The organism is Phaeobacter italicus, from assembly GCF_019801785.1.
Taxonomy (GTDB): domain Bacteria; phylum Pseudomonadota; class Alphaproteobacteria; order Rhodobacterales; family Rhodobacteraceae; genus Phaeobacter; species Phaeobacter italicus.
The window spans coordinates 129473-151024 of record NZ_JAHVIJ010000005.1 but is presented as its reverse complement, the minus strand read 5'-3'; the positions used below and the strand labels follow the sequence as shown (position 1 = coordinate 151024).

At 57.1% G+C, this 21552-nt stretch carries 23 protein-coding genes; 11 read left to right on the top strand and 12 right to left on the bottom strand.

The features are described 5' to 3' along the window. Nucleotides 1-2: 2 nt before the first annotated feature. Genes KUV39_RS13375 through KUV39_RS13365 form a run of 3 tightly spaced genes read right to left on the bottom strand, consistent with a single transcriptional unit; the run spans nucleotide 3 to nucleotide 2313 of the window. Entirely contained in the window at nucleotides 3-605 is a 603-nt protein-coding gene (locus KUV39_RS13375; RefSeq protein WP_008560714.1) for a Smr/MutS family protein, read from the bottom strand. After that, entirely contained in the window at nucleotides 605-1657 is a 1053-nt protein-coding gene (gene mltA / locus KUV39_RS13370) for a murein transglycosylase A (protein ID WP_244998367.1), read from the bottom strand. The genes KUV39_RS13375 and mltA overlap by 1 nt, the downstream gene beginning before the upstream one ends. Continuing rightward, nucleotides 1657-2313 carry a Tim44/TimA family putative adaptor protein gene (locus KUV39_RS13365; protein WP_037302619.1) on the bottom strand — a complete coding sequence of 219 codons (657 nt, stop codon included), beginning with the start codon at nucleotides 2311-2313 and terminating at the stop codon, nucleotides 1657-1659. Before KUV39_RS13365 ends, mltA begins: the two co-directional genes overlap by 1 nt. Before the next feature lie 115 nt (nucleotides 2314-2428). Between KUV39_RS13365 and KUV39_RS13360 the strand changes: the two genes are divergently transcribed. Continuing rightward, nucleotides 2429-2935, top strand: coding sequence for an FxsA family protein (locus KUV39_RS13360; RefSeq protein WP_222459997.1), 507 nt, complete (start codon nucleotides 2429-2431; stop codon nucleotides 2933-2935). Nucleotides 2936-2998: 63 nt separating this feature from the next. Next, entirely contained in the window at nucleotides 2999-3493 is a 495-nt protein-coding gene (gene secB, locus KUV39_RS13355) for a protein-export chaperone SecB (protein ID WP_046211454.1), read from the top strand. 73 nt (nucleotides 3494-3566) lie between these two features. Here the strand turns inward: secB and dnaQ are convergent, their stop codons facing one another. The 4 genes from dnaQ to KUV39_RS13335 are packed head-to-tail and all read right to left on the bottom strand — an operon-like array spanning nucleotide 3567 to nucleotide 6313. Then, nucleotides 3567-4301 (bottom strand): DNA polymerase III subunit epsilon, encoded by a 735-nt coding sequence (gene dnaQ / locus KUV39_RS13350; RefSeq protein WP_008562630.1) that lies wholly within the window; start codon nucleotides 4299-4301, stop codon nucleotides 3567-3569. Next, nucleotides 4294-4887, bottom strand: coding sequence for a dephospho-CoA kinase (gene coaE, locus KUV39_RS13345; RefSeq protein ID WP_222459996.1), 594 nt, complete (start codon nucleotides 4885-4887; stop codon nucleotides 4294-4296). Before coaE ends, dnaQ begins: the two co-directional genes overlap by 8 nt. Beyond that, nucleotides 4884-5717, bottom strand: coding sequence for a shikimate dehydrogenase (locus tag KUV39_RS13340; protein WP_037302620.1), 834 nt, complete (start codon nucleotides 5715-5717; stop codon nucleotides 4884-4886). Before KUV39_RS13340 ends, coaE begins: the two co-directional genes overlap by 4 nt. Next, nucleotides 5714-6313: a Maf family protein gene (locus KUV39_RS13335; RefSeq protein WP_046211457.1), complete on the bottom strand. Its 600-nt coding sequence runs from the start codon at nucleotides 6311-6313 to the stop codon at nucleotides 5714-5716. The genes KUV39_RS13340 and KUV39_RS13335 overlap by 4 nt, the downstream gene beginning before the upstream one ends. A gap of 406 nt (nucleotides 6314-6719) precedes the next feature. Here KUV39_RS13335 and KUV39_RS13330 point away from each other — a divergent pair, with 406 nt between their 5' ends. From KUV39_RS13330 to KUV39_RS13300, 7 genes are all read left to right on the top strand, one after another. Continuing rightward, nucleotides 6720-7175, top strand: a complete 456-nt coding sequence (locus KUV39_RS13330; protein WP_008560739.1) for a CopD family protein — start codon at nucleotides 6720-6722, stop codon at nucleotides 7173-7175. 132 nt (nucleotides 7176-7307) lie between these two features. Further along, nucleotides 7308-8579, top strand: coding sequence for a transcription termination factor Rho (rho, locus tag KUV39_RS13325; RefSeq protein ID WP_008562590.1), 1272 nt, complete (start codon nucleotides 7308-7310; stop codon nucleotides 8577-8579). Nucleotides 8580-8613: 34 nt separating this feature from the next. Then, nucleotides 8614-9900 (top strand): tRNA uridine-5-carboxymethylaminomethyl(34) synthesis GTPase MnmE, encoded by a 1287-nt coding sequence (gene mnmE / locus KUV39_RS13320; protein ID WP_222459995.1) that lies wholly within the window; start codon nucleotides 8614-8616, stop codon nucleotides 9898-9900. A 14-nt stretch (nucleotides 9901-9914) separates the two neighbouring features. Next, nucleotides 9915-11789 carry a tRNA uridine-5-carboxymethylaminomethyl(34) synthesis enzyme MnmG gene (gene mnmG / locus KUV39_RS13315; protein ID WP_222459994.1) on the top strand — a complete coding sequence of 625 codons (1875 nt, stop codon included), beginning with the start codon at nucleotides 9915-9917 and terminating at the stop codon, nucleotides 11787-11789. Continuing rightward, nucleotides 11789-12403, top strand: coding sequence for a 16S rRNA (guanine(527)-N(7))-methyltransferase RsmG (gene rsmG / locus KUV39_RS13310; protein WP_222459993.1), 615 nt, complete (start codon nucleotides 11789-11791; stop codon nucleotides 12401-12403). Before mnmG ends, rsmG begins: the two co-directional genes overlap by 1 nt. Then, nucleotides 12396-13205: a ParA family protein gene (locus tag KUV39_RS13305; RefSeq protein ID WP_222459992.1), complete on the top strand. Its 810-nt coding sequence runs from the start codon at nucleotides 12396-12398 to the stop codon at nucleotides 13203-13205. Before rsmG ends, KUV39_RS13305 begins: the two co-directional genes overlap by 8 nt. Nucleotides 13206-13228: 23 nt before the next feature. Then, on the top strand, nucleotides 13229-14122 hold the full coding sequence (locus KUV39_RS13300; protein ID WP_037302621.1) for a ParB/RepB/Spo0J family partition protein: 894 nt from the start codon (nucleotides 13229-13231) through the stop codon (nucleotides 14120-14122). On the opposite strand, the gene KUV39_RS13295 is transcribed toward KUV39_RS13300, so the two are convergent. Genes KUV39_RS13295 through rph form a run of 4 tightly spaced genes read right to left on the bottom strand, consistent with a single transcriptional unit; the run spans nucleotide 14112 to nucleotide 16941 of the window. Next, entirely contained in the window at nucleotides 14112-14465 is a 354-nt protein-coding gene (locus KUV39_RS13295; protein ID WP_008560067.1) for a YbaN family protein, read from the bottom strand. The genes KUV39_RS13300 and KUV39_RS13295 overlap by 11 nt on opposite strands. A gap of 4 nt (nucleotides 14466-14469) precedes the next feature. After that, the gene (gene hemW / locus KUV39_RS13290) at nucleotides 14470-15624 is read right to left on the bottom strand and encodes a radical SAM family heme chaperone HemW (protein ID WP_222459991.1); all 1155 of its coding nucleotides are present in this window, start codon (nucleotides 15622-15624) and stop codon (nucleotides 14470-14472) included. Further along, nucleotides 15617-16231: an RdgB/HAM1 family non-canonical purine NTP pyrophosphatase gene (gene rdgB, locus KUV39_RS13285; RefSeq protein ID WP_008560596.1), complete on the bottom strand. Its 615-nt coding sequence runs from the start codon at nucleotides 16229-16231 to the stop codon at nucleotides 15617-15619. The genes hemW and rdgB overlap by 8 nt, the downstream gene beginning before the upstream one ends. Next, the gene (rph, locus tag KUV39_RS13280) at nucleotides 16228-16941 is read right to left on the bottom strand and encodes a ribonuclease PH (RefSeq protein ID WP_037302622.1); all 714 of its coding nucleotides are present in this window, start codon (nucleotides 16939-16941) and stop codon (nucleotides 16228-16230) included. The genes rdgB and rph overlap by 4 nt, the downstream gene beginning before the upstream one ends. A 155-nt stretch (nucleotides 16942-17096) precedes the next feature. Between rph and hrcA the strand changes: the two genes are divergently transcribed. Together hrcA and KUV39_RS13270 are read left to right on the top strand one after the other, a co-directional pair. Next, nucleotides 17097-18161, top strand: coding sequence for a heat-inducible transcriptional repressor HrcA (hrcA, locus tag KUV39_RS13275; RefSeq protein ID WP_037303021.1), 1065 nt, complete (start codon nucleotides 17097-17099; stop codon nucleotides 18159-18161). A gap of 9 nt (nucleotides 18162-18170) precedes the next feature. Next, nucleotides 18171-18734, top strand: a complete 564-nt coding sequence (locus KUV39_RS13270) for a nucleotide exchange factor GrpE (RefSeq protein ID WP_008559732.1) — start codon at nucleotides 18171-18173, stop codon at nucleotides 18732-18734. 113 nt (nucleotides 18735-18847) lie between these two features. Here KUV39_RS13270 and mutS read toward each other — a convergent pair whose 3' ends face one another. Continuing rightward, complete coding sequence (mutS, locus tag KUV39_RS13265) at nucleotides 18848-21466, bottom strand: DNA mismatch repair protein MutS (protein WP_222460134.1); 2619 nt, start codon at nucleotides 21464-21466, stop codon at nucleotides 18848-18850. Nucleotides 21467-21552 lie beyond the last annotated feature (86 nt).

The following is a 21552-nucleotide window of genomic DNA, read 5'->3' as shown; positions in this document are numbered from 1 at the left end:
ATTCAGCGGTGCCGACGCAGGTAGACGTAGTAGGCACCGCCACCGCCGTGGCTGACATGGGCGGGTGTCACCTGAAGCACGACGTTGGCGAGCGGGGGCAGCGATAACCATTGCGGCACCTGATGGCGCAATACACCACGTGGAACGGGCATGGGGCCCGGTTCATCACGGTCCTTACCCTTGCCGGTGATCACCAGAACCAACCGCTTGCCCGACGCATGAGCCGACATGACAAACCGCACCAGCGCAGGATGTGCACTGTCAACGCGCATACCATGCAGATCCAGTTTACCCTCTGGTTTCAATTTGCCACGAGTCATCTTGCGATAGGCCTTGCCATCCATCTGCACCGGAGCAGCCCGCAAACCGCTGGCCACTGTGGGTTTCAGATCATGCCGGGCTGACTTGGGCTTGGCGTGGGCGCCCAGTTCAAACATCTCTGGTTTGAAACGCTCTGACGGCACGGGAGGCGATTTTTTCGGCTTGGGTTTGGGCAGAGGATTGGTCGCCGGCGATGGCCGTGCCTCGGGATGGAGCCGCTCTGTCTGCTTTGCGACGCGATGCCAAAGCTCGATCTCACCGGATGTCAATTTGCGCCGGGTCATCAGTAATCCTCCGGCAAGAGAGCATATGCGCGTTGTATGGGCAGCAGAACCACCATCCTGCCCGGATCGCGCAGCTTACCAGCTTCGATCCCAGCCTCATCTCCGCTCCCAAAGAAAACATCAGCCCGCTGCGCTCCCTTGATGGCCGACCCGGTGTCCTGTGCGATCATCAGGCGCCGCATTGGCTTGGCCCCATCCTTCTCGAGCCATACTGGCGCTCCGAGGGGGGTGTAGCGCGGATCAACAGCAAGACTGCGCAACGTCGTTACAGAGCGATTCATCGCCCCCAAGGGACCCGCAGAAGCCGGAACGCGGCTCACCTCCCGGAAAAACACATAGGACGGGTTATGCATCAGCAGTTCTTCGCCGGCGACAGGGTTGCGCCGGACCCACCGTTTGATGACAGCGGCGCTGACCTGATGGATGTTGTAGATGCCGCGCCTGACCAGCTCTGTGCCAATAGAGCGATATTCGTGCCCATTTGCGCCGCCATAGCCGACGCGAATTGAAGATCCATCAGGCAGCCGAATACGGCCGGACCCCTGAATTTGGAGGAAAAACAGCTCAACCGGGTCATCAACCCAAGCAATCTCCAGACCTCTGCCTTCCATCACGCCGCTGGTCAGCAATTCTCGTCTGCTGAGCCACTGGCTGACCTTGCGGGCTTCGGGCGGCAGGCGGTAGACCGGATAGCGATAGCGGGAGCTGGGGCGCCGGGCACCTGACAATTCAGGTTCAAAATAGCCGGTGAACAGGGCGGGCGCGCCGTCCTCGATCAGGACAGGCCGGAAAAACAGCTGGAAAAATCCCTTGGCCGCCGTGGTCTCTTGGGCAGCAGCCATAGCGCACAACGCACGCCAATCCGGGTCATCAAGGTCACGGCAGGTCTGTAGAAAGGCGGCCAGGGCCGCCTCATGGTTATCATCTTCCCAGCCATCAAGCTGGTCAAATGACAGCATCGTATATGTCGTCTCTGCGGCTCCGCCCTGCGGAAACAAATATGCGCCAGTCGAGATGGCCAGCGCACAGAGTGCCCGCCGAAGCCCGAACATCACGCGTCCGTAGCGACGAGGAACCAGTTCGGATCAGAGCTGCCCATGGTGCGGCCAAAGACCCATGTATCCTTCTGGCGCTTGATGGCCTTGGGGTCCCCCTCGACGATCTCGCCGGCGCTATTGCGCACAACAGAAGTCATCTCCGCAACAAACCGCATGGTGATCTGGGCCTCTCCGGTCACAGAGTCATAGCTGGTATCGGTCAGGGTCGTTTCACGCACGCCGATGAAATCGGCCTCAATGGTCAGCCCCTGATCTTCACGATGCGCAACTGCGGTGACAAAGCTGTCGAATACGTCGGGCGCAAGATAGGGCTGGATATCATCCAGTTCGCCGCGCTCGAATGCCATCAGGATCATCTCATAGGCGCCGCGCGCGCCCTGCACGAAGTCACGGACCTGAAACGACGGCTCAACTTTCTTCATGGCCGCCAGATCTTCGGCCTGCGCGCTACCTTCGGGAACGTAATCGGTGATGTCCTGATCAGGACCACCCTCGATCACTTCGAACTCCGGCCGTTTCGACGGACGTTCGGCAGGCGGCGCGATCGGCTTCTCAAACCCCTCACGGGTGCCCAGGACGCTCTTCAGGCGCAGGATCAAAAAGACGGCGATACCCGCCAATACCAACAGCTGAATCACAGGCGACTCCATTCGGACCTCTACGGTAGATGTTCATGCTTCGTTTGAAACTAAGACGTTCCAACCTTATGTAGGTGACGGGCAGGGCCAAGTCCACCTTGCCGCAAAAGTTCTAAGGAAACCCCGCATGTATCTTTTTCTCGCTTTCCTGATGGTTCCCATCATCGAAATCGCACTGTTCATTCAGGTGGGGGGTGCCATTGGTCTTTGGCCGACATTGGCTATTGTTGTTCTGACGGCTGTTCTGGGAACCTGGCTGGTCAAGACACAGGGGCGGCTTGCCCTTGGCCAGCTGCGTTCATCGTTTGAACAGCTGAATGACCCGACAGAGGCCCTGGCCCATGGTGCCATGATCCTTGTCGCCGGCGCGCTTTTGCTGACGCCGGGCTTTTTCACCGATGCGGTCGGGTTTGCCCTGTTGATCCCTCAGGTCCGCATGTCGGTCTATCGTTACCTGCGTTCAAAGGTGACGGTGGCCAAGTTTCAGATGGGGCCTGGCACAATGCACGGACGCAGCTATCCCGGTGACGCCCGCCGCGATCCCCGCGGAGATGTGATTGATGGTGAATATGAAGAGGTCAATACAGAACGGCCCCGCAGTGGTCCTTCTGGTTGGGTCGATGGCCCACGCTGACACCGTTGAGATACGCTCTCCAAGCTGCTAAGCACAGGCGAAACTTATTTTAGGAGTAGCTTCATGGCCGAAAACGGCGCACCCGAAGGCGTACAGCAGCCACAGGTCCAGATGAGCGTTCTGGGTCAGTTCATCCGCGATATGTCGTTTGAAAACGTGATGGCGCAAAAAGGCGTTGGTGCAGATGTTCAGCCCGACGTCAGCGTGCAGGTTGCACTCGACGCGAAAAAGCGTTCGGTTGAAAACCAGTATGAAGTCATCACCAAGCTGAACATTGAATCCAAGAGCAAAGACGGCTCTGTCGTTCTGTTTGTTCTGGAACTGGAATATGTCGGTATCTTCAACATTGCCGGCGTGCCCGAAGACCAGCTGCATCCGTTCCTGCTGATCGAATGCCCCCGCATGCTCTTCCCGTTCCTGCGTCGCATCGTATCTGACGTGACCCGCGACGGTGGCTTCCCGCCGCTGAACCTGGACAACATCGATTTCGTGGCGATCTATCGCAACGAGCTGGCCCGTCGCCAGCAGGCGAGCGCGGCAGAGCAGCCGCAGCAGTAATCTGGTCGTTAGACGAAAAGAAAAGCGCCGCTGAAATCAGCGGCGCTTTTCTTTTGCCTTGCCGGCGCTGGCGTCAGTCGCCGGCCCCGTTCCAAAGCGCACCTTCGCCCATTTTGGCGACAAAGGCGGCATGTGCCTCTTTCTCTTGCTCCGTGATCCGCGGGGGCAGAGGGCTTGGCCGGGCAGTAGGCCGCCAATCATCAACCTGTACAGTGCTGGATTTTTCGCTCTTGGCGGTGGACAGGCCAAAGTCCGGCTGGCGACCGCCAATCAACTCCAGATAGACATCCGCCAGGATCTCAGAGTCGAGCAACGCCCCGTGCAATGTCCGGTTGCTGTTGTCGATATTGAACCGTCGACACAGTGCATCAAGCGTCGCCGGCGAGCCGGGGAAGCGTTTGCGGGCAATTGCCAGCGTATCGACCGCCTGATCCATCGGCAGTGCTGCCAGCCCCATGCGCTCCAGCTCGTAGTTCAAGAACTTCATGTCAAAGGAGGCGTTGTGAATGATCATCTTTGAATCACGCACAAAATCGACGAACGCCTTGCCTACTTTGGCAAAAACCGGCTTGTCCCGCAGCGTCACAGCGCCGGGCGCAGGTTGTTGCGGCGGCTCCAACAGATCGGGACCGATGCCATGAACGCCAAACGCTTCCGCCGGCATCGACCGTTCTGGGTTGATGTAGACATGAAAGGTTTCGCCTGTCGGCATGTGGTTGAGCAGTTCAACCGCACCAATTTCCACGATCCGGTCGCCTGAAAACGGATCAAAGCCCGTTGTTTCTGTATCCAGTACGATTTCACGCATTCTGCATCTGCCTTTCGATATCCCGCAAGATTTCACGCACCTGTTCTCGGGCGTGCTCGGGCGTGTCGGTTTCGATCAGATAGTCGGATCGGGCTTTTTTGTCCGCTATTGGCATCTGTTTCTGCAGGATCTGCTCGAATTGCTCAACCGTCATCGTGCCACGATCCAGAACCCGCTGACGCTGCGTTTCCGCATCGATCCACACACAGGCAACAGCGTCCATCTCTGTGTCGCCACCGGTTTCGAAAAGAAGTGGGATGTCAAAGACCAGCACGGGTCGATCCGCAGTTTTCCGGAATGTCGCGCGATCCGCCGCAACAAGCGGATGAACGATCGCCTCGATCCGGGGCAGGGCTGTGGCATCACCGACAATGACTTGACGCAGCCGGCCACGGTCTACCGCGCCCGAGACCACCGCAGCCGGAAAGGCCGCCGCCAGCGGCTCAACCGCGGCTCCACCGACATCATATAGGCGGTGAACAGCGGCATCCGCATCCCACACTGCGCAGCCCTGCTCTGCAAACAGGGTGGCTGTCGTGCTTTTGCCCATGCCGATGGACCCGGTCAGGCCAAGTGAAAAGCTCATGCCAGCGCCGCTTCGCGCGTGTCGTCATCCACTTCGGGACGGGTGCCGAACCAGCGTTCAAATCCCGGAACCGCCTGATGCAGTAGCATGCCCAAGCCATCAACCGTTGTGCAGCCAACGTCCTCTGCCCATTGCAGCATTTCTGTCTTGAGGGGGGTGTATACCAGATCGGTAACAACCGTATCCTTGCGCAAACCATCCAGCGGAACCCGCAAGCGGGGTTTGCCAACCATGCCCAGGGACGTGGTGTTCACCAAAAGCGCCGCCTGTTCCACCACATTGCCGACCTGCACCCAATCAACCACCTTGATACGAGAGCCAAATTCGTTGCGGAACTGATCCGCGCGTTCGCGGGTACGGTTGCTGAGAAGGATCTCTGGCACCCCCGCTTCGAGCAGGGAGGCGATGACAGCACGGCTGGCCCCGCCGGCCCCAAAGACAACCGCAGGCCCCGATGCAGGATCCCAGTCAGGTGCGGATTGATGCAGGTTCGTAAGGAAGCCATAGCCGTCCGTATTATCCGCAAGGATCGAACCATCCGGACGAAAGATCAGCGTATTGGCCGCCCCGATCAATGTCGCCCGATCGGTAACCTGATCGGCAATTTCCATGATCTGCTCTTTGTGCGGAATGGTGACATTGGCGCCGACAAATCCCATTTTGGGCAGTGTGCGCAGCACTTGTTCCAATTCTGTGGTCTCGACATGCAGCGGCACATAGTGGCCAGCGATGCCGTACTTCTTCAACCAATGGCCATGTACCAGGGGCGAACGGGAATGCGCCACCGGATTGCCGATCACTCCAGCCAAAGGGATCTTTGCATCACTCATTGTTCGATTACTCCCTGAAGGGCGAGATAGTTGATGAGCTCCAGCAACGGCAGCCCCAGGACATTAAAGTAGTCGCCATCAACCTGCGTGAACAGGCGAACACCTTCTTCTTCCAGCTTATAGCCGCCCACCGCATGACGGATGCTCTCCCAGTTGCGATCAACATAACTGCGAAGATAGGCATCCGAACTGGCCCGCATCCGCAAGCGAACCTGACCGACATGGCGCCAGATCGGCTCTCCGTCGCGATAGATCACAGCAGCAGACAACAGCATGTGCCGTTTACCGCGCATTTCCTTGAGCTGACGCAAAGCATCGTCAGGATCTTTTGGTTTTGATAACAATTTTCCATCAAAGTCTAAGACCTGATCACATCCCAGGACCAACACGCCTGGATGTTTCGAACTGACCTTGCGGGCTTTGGCCTCTGCCAATGTGTCAGCGATATCTCTGGGGCTTGCCTCCTCTGCAAGGAGGGCCGCCTTGATCGCATCCTCGTCGATGCGGGCGACAGAGACCTCAAACGGTATCCCCGCCTGCCGAAGCAGAGCGGCCCGGATCTGTGAACCTGAAGCCAATAGGATGTGGGTAGCCATGTGGAAAACCCCGTGGGCAAGAGTAAGATGTTCTCAGGATGGTTTGTATGAAATTTCCGCCATATCGCAAGCCGGGGAGAAGTCTGAAATCTCGGTTTGCTTGCCGGCAGATTCGCCCTGAGAGGATAGGGATAACTTCTCATCAGTGGATATGTCACTTACCCCAAGTTCACCCCAAGGTTATCCCCGAATAAAACGCAAATAAAACACGGTGTTTTTTCCTTGTTTTTATGGCCTCAACGCTAAGGGGCATCTTGTTTTGGGGGTAAAGCTGGAAAGTTTCCCACAGTGAGGATAAGCCAGTGGAAGAGTCACTTATCCACGGAAAAACAGGTGCTCTACTAAAACATCATCCTTTTAAAATTCTTTTATTTTAAGGGGAGAGAGGGAACCGAGAGGCAAAGCCATGGATCTGACTGACCTGCTCTTTGAAATTTACCCATATGCCAAATCACTGCACATAATGGCGGTGATCAGTTGGATGGCAGGTCTGTTCTATCTGCCACGTCTCTTTGTCTATCACGTGGAACAGGCGCAGAAGGTTCCTGACAGTCTCCCCATCTTTGTCATGATGGAGGAGAAGCTGCTGCGCATCATCATGCGCCCAGCGATGATCGTAAGCTGGCTGGCAGGGGGGATTATGGTTCTGACCCCTGGTATCGTCGACTGGAGCTCTCTGTGGCCCTGGAGCAAGGGTCTGAGCGTCCTTGGCATGACCTGGTTCCAACACTGGCTTCTCGCCCGTCACAGAGAGTTTGCAGCGGGTGAGAATACACGAACCGGTCGACGCTATCGGATGATGAACGAAGTCCCGACGTTGCTGATGGTGGTCATCGTTATTTCGGTCATCTTCAAGTTCTGAGTGCGGATTTGACTCAGAAGAAGTGAGCGACTACATATCGACTCAAACGGGCCCGTCCGGGATTCCGTATCTTCCTTATTATATGTCACAGCTCTTCCCCCATCCTGCGGGAAGGAAAAAGGCCGTATATTTATGACCGAACAATCCCTGAACCTGTCTGACCTGAAGGCGAAGAGCCCAAAGGCGCTCCTGGCTATGGCCGAAGAGCTGGAAATCGAAAACGCCTCGACCATGCGCAAAGGCGAAATGATGTTCCAGATCCTGCGTGAACGCGCAGATGAAGGCTGGGACATTGGTGGCGACGGTGTGCTTGAGGTGCTGCAGGACGGTTTTGGCTTTCTGCGCTCGCCCGAAGCAAACTATCTGCCGGGTCCGGACGATATTTATGTCTCTCCCGAAATGATCCGCCAGTATTCGCTGCGGACCGGTGACACGGTTGAGGGGCAGATCAAGGCGCCGCTGGAGACAGAGCGTTACTTTGCCCTGACAAACGTGACCAAGATCAACTTTGAGGATCCGGAGAAAGCACGTCACAAGATTGCATTCGACAACCTGACACCGCTTTACCCGGACGAGCGCCTGAAGATGGAGATCGAAGATCCTACCATCAAGGACCGTTCCGCCCGTGTTATCGACCTGGTGGCACCAATCGGCAAAGGTCAGCGTTCGCTCATCGTGGCGCCGCCGCGGACTGGTAAAACCGTCATCCTTCAGAACATCGCCAATTCGATCGAAAAGAACCACCCAGAGTGCTATCTGATTGTTCTGCTGATCGACGAACGCCCGGAAGAGGTGACCGATATGCAGCGTTCGGTAAAGGGGGAGGTCGTGTCCTCTACCTTTGACGAACCGGCCACGCGCCACGTTGCCGTGTCCGAGATGGTGATCGAAAAAGCAAAGCGTCTGGTTGAACATAAACGAGATGTTGTGATCCTTCTCGACTCGATCACAAGACTTGGTAGGGCCTTCAACACTGTTGTCCCATCCTCGGGTAAGGTTCTGACCGGTGGTGTTGACGCCAATGCGCTGCAACGCCCCAAGCGTTTCTTTGGTGCGGCCCGGAATATCGAAGAGGGCGGCTCACTGACGATCATTGCAACCGCACTGATCGACACAGGCTCGCGCATGGATGAGGTGATCTTTGAGGAATTCAAAGGCACCGGTAACTCCGAGATCGTGCTGGATCGCAAGATTGCCGATAAACGCGTGTTCCCGGCCATCGATATCCTCAAGTCTGGTACCCGGAAAGAAGACTTGCTGGTCGATAAGGGTGATTTGGCCAAGACATTTGTCCTGCGCCGTATCCTCAACCCGATGGGCACCACAGACGCGATCGAGTTCCTGTTGTCTAAGTTGAAGCAAACAAAGACAAATTCTGAGTTCTTCGACTCCATGAATACCTAAATCAGACGGGCCGGCACGAAAGGAAGGTCATCTTATGGACACGATTTTTGCGCTGGCCTCCGCCCAAGGGAAGGCCGGCGTTTCTGTCATTCGGCTGTCCGGTCCTCAGGCGCTACCGACAGCTTCGAAAATCAGCGGTGGCGACCTGCCGACCGTCGGCCGCGCATTGCGCGTGTTGTCGGATCAATCTGGCGAGCGCATTGACGAAGCCCTTGTTCTTACCTTTGCAGGTCCGAACAGCTTCACCGGTGAAGATACTGTTGAATTTCAAGTACATGGCAGCACATCTGTTGTAAGTGCAATGCTCGCGTTGCTGGCTGAATTTGACGGGGTGCGCCTTGCAGACCCAGGTGAGTTCACGCGCCGGGCATTGGAGAACGGAAAGCTCGACCTGTCACAGGTCGAAGCCCTCGCTGACCTCATCGACGCAGAGACCGAGGCCCAACGCATTCAGGCACAAACTGTCCTTGCCGGCGGGTTGGGGGCGCTAGCCGAGCGTTGGCGCGTTGATCTGATCCGCGCCGCTTCCTTGATTGAAGTGACAATCGACTTTGCCGATGAAGAAGTGCCAGTAGATGTGACCGATGAAGTCACGGCGCTCTTGGCCGGCGTGGCTTCTGACCTTCAACCTCAGATCACAGGCGTTCAGATCGCTGAACGGATTCGAAGCGGTTTTGAGGTCGCTATTGTTGGCGCGCCCAACGTTGGGAAATCCACACTGCTTAACGCTCTGGCCGGCCGCGAGGCCGCGATTACGTCGGAATATGCTGGCACCACTCGCGATGTGATCGAAGTGCGCATGGACCTTGCTGGTTTGCCAGTGACCTTGCTGGATACCGCCGGCCTGCGAGAAACCGATGACCATGTTGAAGGTATCGGTATTGAACTGGCCAAAAAGCGTGCTGAAACCGCAGATCTCCGTGTATTCCTTGCGGAAGACCGGAAGGATATCGACCTTCCGATACGGGACCAGGATATCGTGTTGAAGCCAAAGGCTGATCTTCTCTCAGGTGTACCGGGTGCGATTTCCGGAAAAACCGGGCAGGGGGTGGACGATCTGGTCAGGGAAATCGGGCGTATTCTCAAGGATCGAGCTGGGAAAGCTGGAATTGCGACACGCGCACGACATCGCGATGCGATGAAGGCGGCCTCCGACCGGTTGATGTCAGCTCAGGAAATCTTGAAACGCGGACCTGAGTTCTATGATATAGCAGCAGAAGATATGCGTTCCGCCATTAGATCGCTTGAAATGTTGGTCGGACGGGTGGGGGTAGAGAACCTCCTGGATGAGATCTTCTCGAGTTTCTGTTTGGGAAAATAAGGAGTGTGTTTCACGTGAAACATCCGAACTACGACGTCATTGTTGTTGGCGGCGGTCACGCTGGAACTGAGGCAGCACATGCCTCCGCCCGAATGGGCGCGCGGACTGCACTGGTCACCCTAACCAAGGACGGCATTGGCGTGATGTCCTGCAATCCTGCGATCGGTGGATTGGGCAAGGGACATCTGGTCCGGGAAATTGATGCGCTCGACGGTGTGATGGGTCGAGTAGCGGATAAAGCCGGCATTCAGTTTCGGCTTTTGAACCGCCGCAAAGGCCCTGCCGTGCAAGGACCTCGGGCCCAATCTGATCGCAAGATCTATCGCAGTGAAATGCTTGCCGAGACCGAAGCGCAGGAGAACCTCGACATTGTTGCAGGAGAGGTTGTCGATTTCCTCATCACCGGGTCTACCATCCATGGTGTTCGCCTGGCCGATGATAGCGAGATATCGGCGAAGGCGGTTATCCTGACTTCAGGGACGTTCCTTCGCGGGGTTATTCATATCGGCGATGTGTCCAAGCCCGGTGGGCGCATGGGCGACAAGCCCTCAGTCCGCCTCGCGGAGAGATTGGACAGCTTCGAGCTGCCCTTGGGTCGGCTGAAAACAGGCACGCCACCCAGGCTTGATGGGCGCACAATCGCGTGGGACCAGCTGGACGCGCAGCCGGGTGATGATGAACCGACATTCTTCAGCTTTATGACCAATCAGCTGTACGCACCCCAGGTCGACTGCGGAATCACGCATACGAATGAAAAAACCCACGAGATCATCCGCCAAAATCTTGAGCGGTCGGCGATGTACGGTGGCCATATTGAAGGGGTAGGTCCACGCTACTGTCCCTCGATCGAGGATAAGGTCGTCCGTTTTGCGGATAAGACAAGCCACCAGATTTTCCTGGAGCCCGAGGGAGCCGATGACCACACGGTCTATCCGAACGGTATCTCTACCAGTCTTCCCGTTGAAATTCAGGAGGCTTATGTCCATTCCATCTTTGGGTTGGAAAAGGCCGAGATCCTGCAGCCGGGCTACGCGATTGAGTATGACTACGTCGACCCGCGGGCGCTGGGGCTCGACCTCGCCTTGAAATCCCATACTGGTCTATATCTTGCGGGCCAGATCAATGGGACAACAGGATATGAGGAGGCAGCCGCCCAGGGGTTGGTGGCTGGCTTGAACGCCGCGCGCTTTGCGAAGGGGGAGGAGGCTCTGACTTTCAGTAGGTCTGAGAGCTATATTGGCGTTATGATTGATGACCTCACGACCAATGGCGTGACCGAACCCTATCGCATGTTCACCTCGCGCGCGGAATTCCGACTATCACTGCGTGCCGACAATGCCGATCAAAGGCTGACCGGACTGGGCATCGAGATTGGATGTGTCGGGGAGCAACGCGAGGTAGAGTTTTCCAAGAAAATGGAGAAACTCGACGTTGCGCGCGTGGTTATGGATGCTCGGACATTCACACCCAAGGAAGTGAATGCAGCAGGTATTGCCGTCAACCAAGATGGAAATAAGCGTACTGCGACCGATGTCCTTGCCTTCCCCAACGTGGGATTTGACGACATTCTCCCGCTGTTGCCTGAGTTGACGACCTGCGAAGATCCCATTCGCCGCCAATTGGAACGCGATGCGCTTTATGCCAACTATATCACCCGGCAAAAACGCGAGATCGAGGCATTGAAGCGCGATGAGGGGCACCACATCCCGCGCGACTTTTCTTATGATTTTGAGGGGCTTTCCAATGAACTCAAAGGGAAGCTGGAACGTGCTCGACCTGAAACGCTTGCTCAGGCAGGCCGGGTTGATGGGATGACCCCCGCGGCTTTGGCCTTGATTCTGGCCCGCTTGCGAAAGCGTACATCAGCGGGTCAGGAGAAGACTGCATAATGGACCGGGTTGAAATCGCGGGTGTGGATGTTTCACGTGAAACATACGACCGCCTGAAGCACTACGAATCTCTGGTTCAAAAGTGGTCCCCCAAGATCAATTTGGTGGCGAAAAGCACGCTTGAGGACGTATGGGAACGCCACATCGTGGATTCTGTCCAGGTGTGCGATCTGGTTTCCTTCCCAGAGACATGGGTGGATATCGGCAGCGGAGGTGGCTTTCCTGGTGTCGTTGTCGCGATTGTTGCTGCGGAAAAGGCGCCGGACTGCCAAGTAACGCTCATTGAAAGCGATCAGCGAAAGTGTGCGTTTCTTCGGACCGCGTTGCGCGAATGTGGGGTTAAGGGCAGGGTGATTTCCGACCGGATTGAGAAGGTTGCGCCGATGGGTGCTGGGGTTCTATCAGCCCGTGCCCTTGCTGATCTTAGTCTGCTGTTGGAATTTGCGGAAAGACATCTTTCTAAAGATGGTATCGCGCTGTTTTCAAAAGGGGTTCAGTGGAAAAAAGAAGTGGATAACGCAAGGAGCCAATGGCGTTTCGAGCTGGAATCCACTAAAAGTTGGACTGAACCCGATGCGGTTGTTCTGAAGATTGAGGGAGTAGCGCGTGTCTGATCTGTCTCGGCCAACTGGGCCTCGCATTGTCGCAGTTGCCAACCAAAAAGGTGGCGTTGGAAAGACAACAACCGCGATCAATCTTGCAGCTGGCCTGGTTGAATTGGGATATCGCGTACTTGTCGTTGATCTGGACCCGCAGGGGAATGCCTCTACCGGCTTAGGGATCGAGGCGAACGACCGCGCCAACACAACCTATGATCTGTTGATTGGCGATGTCGCTCTTCAAGATGTCATTCGCGAGACCGAAATTGAAGACCTGTGCATTATTCCGGCAACCGTCGATCTGAGCTCGGCTGATATTGAACTCTTCAGCAATGAAAAGCGCAGCTTTCTTTTGCACGATGCGCTGCGTCAGCCTGCAATGGACGAATACGACTGGGATTATGTCCTGATCGATTGCCCGCCTTCTCTGAACCTCCTGACTGTGAATGCGATGGTCGCGTCCCATTCCGTTCTGGTCCCGCTGCAAAGCGAGTTTTTTGCACTGGAAGGGGTGTCCCAGCTAATGCTGACGATCCGCGAAGTCCGGCAGACAGCCAATCCCAACCTTCGAATTGAGGGGATTGTTCTGACAATGTTTGATCGCCGGAATAATCTGTCCCAACAGGTTGAGCAGGACGCCCGCAGCCACTTGGGTGAGCTGGTGTTCGAAACCAAGATCCCGCGCAATGTGCGGGTGAGCGAAGCGCCTTCATACGCTTTGCCTGTGTTGAACTACGACACAAACTCTCTGGGGGCGAATGCATATCGTGCCCTGGCAGAAGAACTGATTGCGAGACATCAGAAACTCGCAGCCTAACAGCAGCATCTGGAGGCGCAGTAATGTCCGATAAGAAAAACAAACCCCGAGGATTGGGAAGAGGCTTGTCAGCTCTAATGGCCGATGTGAACCCGGAACCTGTCAGCACAGAAAAACAGGCAAACCGAAGCACCGAAGTTCTGGTGCCAATTGAAAAAGTTATCGCGAACCCGGATCAGCCGCGTCGCCAGTTCTTGCAGGAAGACCTGGACGATCTGACGGCCTCTATTCGGGAAAAGGGGGTGTTGCAGCCTCTGATCGTCCGTCCACGTCCTGGTGGGCAGTATGAGATCGTAGCAGGTGAACGGCGCTGGCGTGCCGCTCAGGGCGCGCAACTGCACGAAGTCCCCGTTATTATTCGTGACTATTCTGATGTAGAGATGATGGAAGTTGCCATCATCGAAAACATTCAGCGGTCTGACTTGAACGCGATGGAGGAGGCGCAGAGCTACAAGCAGCTGATGGACAAGTTTGGCCACACCCAAGAAAAGATGGCAGAAGCTCTTGGGAAGAGCCGTAGTCACATCGCAAACTTGGTTCGCCTTCTGCATCTTCCGGATGATGTTCAGACACTGGTCCAGGAACGTAAGCTGTCAGCCGGCCACGCACGTGCCCTCATCACTTCTGACAATGCGTCCGATCTTGCGAAAAAGATCGTCAAGGGCGGGCTGTCTGTGCGTGCGACCGAGGCGCTGGTGAAGAAGGACGCCGCGGGCCTTCAGACGGCGCAGGCGCGGTCTGCCAAAAAGCCGGCAGAAAAGGACGCCGACACCAGGGCGCTGGAGGGAGACCTCTCTGCTGCTTTGCGGATGAAGGTGTCGATTGACCACCGCGCTGGCGGGGAAAGCGGCACAGTCACGATCAGCTATTCGACTTTGGATGAACTGGACGATCTTTGCGGGCGTCTTAGCCGTTAGGCCGGGTCCAGATAAAAACCATGACACCCCCAAGAACCACAAGCTGGATAACCAGCACGTGGCTGGGGGCTCCGAATAGAACCGAAATCATGAATACGGCGGCGACTGATGCAGTTGCCGCCTTTTTTGCGGCTGGTCGAATGGCGCCGTGTTCGCGCCAATCCAGGATCATGGGGCCAAATATAGCGTGGCTGATCAGCCAGTTATGCATCCGCTCGGATGATTTTGCAAAAAAGAAGCTGGCCAGCAGAAGGAAAGGGACAGTTGGTAAGAGCGGGAGAGCGATACCAAGCAATGCTAGACCAACGCATAGCAGGCCGAGGCTGGCATAAAGGTATCGCATGAGGCTACTCCACCAACAACTCGCGCAGGATCGCGTTCAGAACGGCCCGACCATCATCTGTTGCAATCAATCGGTCCCCGCGTGTTTCGACCATACCGATGTCCACCAGATGCGCAATTCGGTCTGCAGGTAGGTCTTTCCCCGATATATTGCGGTAACGACCCATATCCAGTCCTTCAACCAGTCGCATCCCCATCATGAGGAATTCGGCGCTGGCATCGTCCTTTGACAGCAGGGTGCGCTGTGCCTCGCCACTCCCCGAGGTGACAGCCTCCATCCAGGCGCCAGGTTGGAGGTAGGTTTCGGTCGCGTAGCGGTTTCCGCCCAAGGTCAGACGGCCGTGAGCGCCGGGGCCAACCCCGAAGTAATCACCATATCGCCAGTAGATCAGGTTGTGGCGAGATTCCGCGCCGGGACGTGCATGGTTGGAAACTTCATAAGCGGGGAGGCCATGTGCTTCGCAGATCTCTTGCGTCGCCAGATACATGTCTGCTGCATTGTCGTCGCTTGGCAGATCTCGCAGGGTGCCGCGTTCGTAGCGATCTCCAAAGGCGGTGCCAGCTTCGATTGTCAGTTGATACAGGGACAGATGATCGATCGCCATCGAAAGGGCATCATTTAGCTCAGCTTTCCAGGTCTCGATCGTCTGACCCTGGCGGGCGTAAATCAGGTCAAAACTGACCCTATCAAAGCAGTTTCGAGCCACATCAAAGGCTGCGCGCGCCTCTGAGACACTGTGCATTCGGCCCAGTCGGCGCAGATCATCATCGTTCAAGGCCTGAACACCCATAGAGATCCGGTTTACGCCGGCATCCCGATAACCCACAAAGCGACCAGCCTCGACAGAGGTCGGATTTGCTTCAAGTGATATCTCTATGTCATTGGAAAAAGGCCATATTTCCCGTGCAGTGTCGATGACAGTCGCAACTGTGTCGGGATGCATGAGGGAAGGGGTGCCACCGCCAAAGAAAATCGTGTTCAGCACCCGGCCAGACAGCTGGGGTGCGGCACGGAGCAGTTCCCGGCGGTAAGCTTCGGCCCATTTTGACTGGTCTATCCGGGCTGTGACGTGGCTATTGAAATCGCAATAGGGGCATTTGGCCTGACAAAACGGCCAGTGCACATAAAGCCCAAATCCCCCGTTGCGCCAATCATCCACCGAAACAGGCCTCGACGAATTTTGCCACTGCCTGACCACGGTGGCTGATCTTGTTCTTTTCCCAGCGATCCATTTCCGCGCAGGTCTGTTCATGACCGTCGGGCTGGAACATCGGATCGTAGCCAAACCCATCTTTTCCACGAATGGGCCAAACAAGCTGTCCAGGCATCACGCCTTCGAACACTTCGTCATGGCCATCGGGCCACGCAAGGACGAGCGTACAGCGAAATTGTGCGCGGCGCGGGTAGGGTGCGTTCTTGGCTTCAAGCTCGGTATGGGCGCGAGTCATGGCCATCATGAAATCCCGACCATTGCCCGTTTCTGCCCAGTCAGCAGTATAGACGCCGGGGGCGCCATCCAGGGCATCTATGGTGATGCCAGAGTCATCCGACAGCGCCGGCAGTCCGGTTGCCTTTGCCGCTGCGTGGGCCTTGATACGTGCGTTGCCGACAAAGGTATCTTCGGTTTCTTCTGGCTCGGGCAGGTTCATTTCACCCGCACCAACAACCGTCACTCCAAAGGGTTGGAGGAGATGAGTCATCTCCTCCAGTTTGCCCTTGTTGTGGGTCGCGACCAGCAGCCGATCTCCCTCAAACTTGCGGGTCATGCGCACGCGGCCTTCTGGATTTCGGCCAGCTCGGCGGTTCCTTTGGTTGCCAGATCCATCAGTTCGTTCATCTGATCGCGGCTGAAGACAGAGCCTTCTGCAGACATCTGGACTTCGATCAGTTTGCCCGATCCCGTCATGATGAAGTTTCCATCAACCCCCGCTTCGGAGTCTTCAGGATAGTCGAGATCAAGAACTGGCTGGCCGGCATAAATTCCGCAAGAGACAGCGGCAACCGGATCAACCAGCGGATCGATGGTCACGTCGCCGGCTTTCATCAACTTGTTCACCGCGAGGCGCAGCGCAACCCAACCACCAGTGATCGATGCACAACGGGTGCCACCGTCGGCCTGAAGAACATCACAGTCGATGCTGATCTGACGTTCACCAAGGGCGACACGGTCAACACCCGCACGCAGCGCACGGCCGATCAGGCGCTGAATTTCCACGGTGCGCCCACCTTGTTTGCCCATCGCGGCCTCGCGGCGCATTCGGGTGTTGGTTGCGCGCGGCAGCATGCCGTATTCTGCGGTGACCCAGCCAAGCCCGGTGCCCTTGATAAAGGGGGGGACACGATCTTCGATGGTGGCGGTACACAGAACGTGGGTGTCACCCATCTTGATCAGACAGGATCCCTCGGCGTGTTTGGTGAAGCCTGTTTCGATGGAAACGGCGCGCATTTGGTTCAGATCTCGTCCAGAGGGTCGCATTGGTCATCCTTTGTTTGCTTACCCATCGGGATAGCGTCCGCAGGGATGGCGATGCAAGCAAGATTGACCTTTTGGTCCTGCGCTCTTTAATGACGGGGAACGGGGCGGGACGTGATCCCTTGCAGAACCTGACGGATGACCACAAATATAGGCCGATGAGCAACACGACCGATATCCTCAAGGACCTGAATGACCGCTCGCGGGATGTGTTTCGCGCGGTTGTTGAGTCCTATCTGGAAAATGGCGACCCGGTTGGCAGCCGTACGCTGACACGTTCCCTGAACGAGAAGGTGAGCGCAGCAACCGTGCGCAATGTGATGCAGGATCTGGAGTATCTTGGCCTGCTGAACAGTCCTCATACCAGCGCCGGGCGCGTGCCAACGCAGATGGGGCTGCGGATGTTCGTGGACGGCTTGCTGGAGGTCGGCGATCTTAACGTGCAGGACCGCCAGAAAATAGACGAGACGATGGGCGGAAACACGTCCGGTGTTGGCAGCATGTTGGATCGTGTTGGCGCCGCCTTGTCCGGCGTGACACAGGGCGCCTCCCTCGTTCTGACCCCGAAACACGAGGCTGAGATCCGGCATATCGAGTTCGTCACCCTGGGCCATGATCGGGCGCTGGTCGTCCTGGTGTTTTCCGACGGCCATGTGGAAAACCGGCTGTTCAAGCCGCCACCAGGTCAGACACCCAGCTCTATGCGTGAGGCAGCGAACTTTCTGAACGCGCTGATCGAGGGGCGCACCCTTAGTGATGTGCGCGGCGTCATTCAGGAAGAAATCAAGGCGCGCCAGCAGCAGATCGACGGTCTTGCCCGTGAAATGATCGAGAGTGGTCTTGCCGCTTGGGAGGATGAGGGAACAGATGCTGCGCGTCTGATTGTGCGGGGACGGGCGAATCTGCTTGCCGAAGCAGGCGCCGCAGAAGAGTTGGACCGCATCCGGAACCTGTTTGACGATCTGGAACGCAAGCGGGATATCGAAGAGTTTCTTCAGCTGACCGAAGATGGCGAAGGTGTGCGCATTTTTATCGGCTCAGAGAACAAACTTTTTTCACTTTCGGGTTCCTCTTTGGTGGTCTCTCCCTATATGAACGCGGATCGAAAGATCATTGGTGCGGTGGGCGTGATTGGCCCGACCCGCCTGAATTACGGCCGGATCGTGCCGATTGTGGACTATACGGCGCAACTGGTCGGGAAGCTGCTTTCCGACCGGAGTTAGAGGTGAAATATGGCAGAGCCCAAGAACGACGATTTTTTGGACGACATCACAGAAGCCGAAGCAGAAGAGCTCTCTGCGCAGACTGAAGAATTCGACGATGTCGCGCTGGAGCTGGACAGCCTGCGTGCCGAGCGCGATGAGCTGAAAGACCGTTTCATGCGCGCGCTTGCCGATGCGGAAAATGCCCGCAAGCGTGGCGACAAGGCCCGCCGTGAAGCAGAGCAATACGGTGGCTCCAAATTGGCACGCGACATGCTGCCGGTCTATGACAACATGAAACGCGCGGTTGAGGCCGCCACCGATGAACAGCGCGAAGTTTCTGCCGCGCTGATCGAAGGTGTCGAGCTGACCATGCGCGCCCTGTTGGGTGTGTTCGAAAAGCACGGCATGCAGGTGATCGCACCGGAAGTTGGTGACAAATTCGACCCTCAGGTTCACGAGGCCATGTTCGAAGCCCCGGTGCCAGGCACCAAAGCCGGCGACATCATTCAGGTTTCGGCCGAAGGGTTCATGCTGCACGACCGTTTGCTGCGCCCGGCGCAGGTCGGCGTGTCCTCGACCCCGGCAAGCTGATCGATGTAGCAGATGGGCCTGATGGCCCATGCCTGCGGCGCGAGTATTTATGGAAAGATGACAGGCGGCCTCCCGAAATCATTGGGGGGCCGCTTTTTCGTGTCAAACGTGGATTAGTCGATCGCTTCCTTGAGCCGGTATAGGGCTTCCAGGGCTTCGCGCGGGGACAGGTCATCCGGGTGGATTTCCGACAACAGCTCTTCCACGGGAGAGGGGCCTGCCGCCGGACGAGGCTGTGGCGCAGGTGCGGCAGCAAACAATGGCAAATCGTCGATCTGGATTTTTCCACCGCCGCTGCGGCTTCCTTCTTCCAGCATGTCGAGCACATCGCGCGCTCTGGCGACGACGCTGGCGGGGAGGCCGGCGAGCTGGGCGACCTGCACCCCGTAGGACCGATCTGCGGCGCCCTTCTTGACCTCGTGGAGGAAGATCACCTCGCCCTCCCATTCCTTGACGGATACGGTGGCGTTTTCCACGCCGGCGAGTTTGCCGGCGAGCTGGGTCAGTTCGTGGTAGTGGGTCGCAAACAAGGCCCGCGCGCGGTTGACTTCGTGCAGGTGTTCGAGCGTTGCCCAAGCGATGGACAGACCGTCGTAGGTGGCCGTACCACGGCCGATCTCGTCGAGAATAACCAAGGCCCGATCATCTGCCTGATTGAGAATTGCAGCGGTTTCCACCATTTCGACCATGAAGGTCGACCGTCCGCGGGCAAGGTCATCAGAGGCGCCAACGCGGCTGAACAGCTGGCTGATGAGTCCGATATGGGCCTTGTCGGCGGGAACGTAGCTGCCCATCTGAGCCAAAAGCGCGATCAGGGCGTTCTGGCGCAGAAAGGTCGATTTACCAGCCATGTTGGGACCGGTCAGCAGCCAGACGGCGGCCGCACCGTCATTGGCGGTCAGGCCACAATCATTTGCCACGAATGCGTTGCCGCCCTGCTGGCGCAGCGCCTGTTCCACGACTGGATGGCGGCCACCGGTGATGTCAAAGGCACGGGAATTGTCGACAGTCGGGCGTTGCCAGTTTTCACCGCGGGCGAGATCAGCCAATGCCGTAACGAGATCCAGTTCTGCCAATCCGCGCGCCGCCCCGTTCAGAGCCCCCGCTTCGGCCAGAATAGCGTCTGAAAGCCTTGTGTAGAGCCTTTTTTCAATCTCAAGCGCGAGATTGCCAGCATTGAGGATCCGGGTTTCGATCTCGCTCAGCTCTACGGTGGTGAAACGCACCTGGTTCGCCGTGGTCTGACGGTGGATATATGTCTCTGACAGAGGAGCAGAGAGCATTTTTTCAGCATGTGTGGCGGTGGTTTCGATGAAGTAGCCCAGCACGTTGTTGTGCTTGATCTTCAAAGAGGTGATGCCGGTGTGATCAGAGTATTTCTTTTGCAGTGCTGCAATCACGGATCGGCCTTCGTCGCGCAGGGTGCGGGCCTCGTCCAACTCGCTGTCGTAGCCTTCTGCGATGAAACCGCCATCGCGGGCCAAGAGTGGTGGCTCTGCGATCAGGGCTGCATCAAGCAGCGGCAGGAGCGCGTCGAAACCGGTCAGCGCGGTCAGTGCCTCGTGCAAAAGGGGCGGCATGTTCTGACCCGAGCAGAGGTCAGAGATCGCCTCGGCCTGGATCAATGTGTTGCGCACGGCTGCAAGATCGCGGGGTCCACCGCGTTCCAGGGCGAGGCGCGACAACGCGCGATCAAGATCAGGTGTTTTGCGAAGCGCCGCGCGCAGATCAGAGGAGAGCTGGGTCTGCTCTACTGCAAAGTCGAGCGCTGCCAGCCGGGTCTGGATGACATCCAGATTTCGGGAAGGGCTGGAGAGACGTTGCTCCAAAAGCCGCGCGCCGGCCGGCGTGACCGTCCGATCCACAACCGACAACAGCGAGCCGGTCCGACCTCCGCTAAGGGATCTGGTCAGTTCCAGATTGCGACGGGTGGCTGCATCGATCTGCACCACGCGGTCTTCGGCTTCCTGTACTGGGGGCTGGAGCAGTGGCAGTTTGCCTTTCTGGGTGATCTCAAGATAGTCGATCACGGCACCCATGGCGGAAATTTCAGCACGGCTGAAGGTGCCAAACGCTTCGAGGGTCGACACTTTGAACAGCTCGCAGACCCGTTTCTCGGCTGCGGTGCTGTCAAAGCTGGATTTCGCCAGTGGTGTGAGCGGGATCTGGTGATCGTCTGCGATTGGGCGCAGCTGGTCGAGACAAGGGCCGTCCGGCACCAAGAGCTCTGACGGGGCGAGGCGGGCGAGTTCGGGTGAGACACGGACGCGGGCGATAGGCATCACGTGGAACGCACCGGTTGAAATATCTGCCCAGGCAATCGCCGCCTCATCGCGCAGTTCGCAATAGGCCGTGAGAAAGTTGTGCCGCCGGGCCTCCAGCAGGGAATCCTCGGTGATGGTGCCGGGGGTGACCAGCCGCACCACATCGCGTTTCACAACCGATTTGGATCCACGTTTCTTGGCTTCAGCCGGGCTTTCCAGCTGCTCGCCAACTGCGACGCGAAATCCTTTTCGGATCAGGGTCAGCAGATAGCCTTCGGCGGAATGAACGGGCACGCCACACATCGGGATGTCATTGCCATCGTGCTTGCCCCGTTTGGTCAGCGCGATGTCCAGTGCTTCGGCAGCGTTTACGGCGTCCTCAAAGAACATCTCGTAGAAATCGCCCATGCGATAAAACAGGAGAGCATCCGGGTACTGCGCCTTGATGTCGAGGTATTGGGCCATCATGGGCGTGACTGTGGACAAAGTTCGGCTCCGTTTGTGGGGGATTTGATTGGCGCGACCTTACAAATCAGGCGACTGCGACGAAAGGT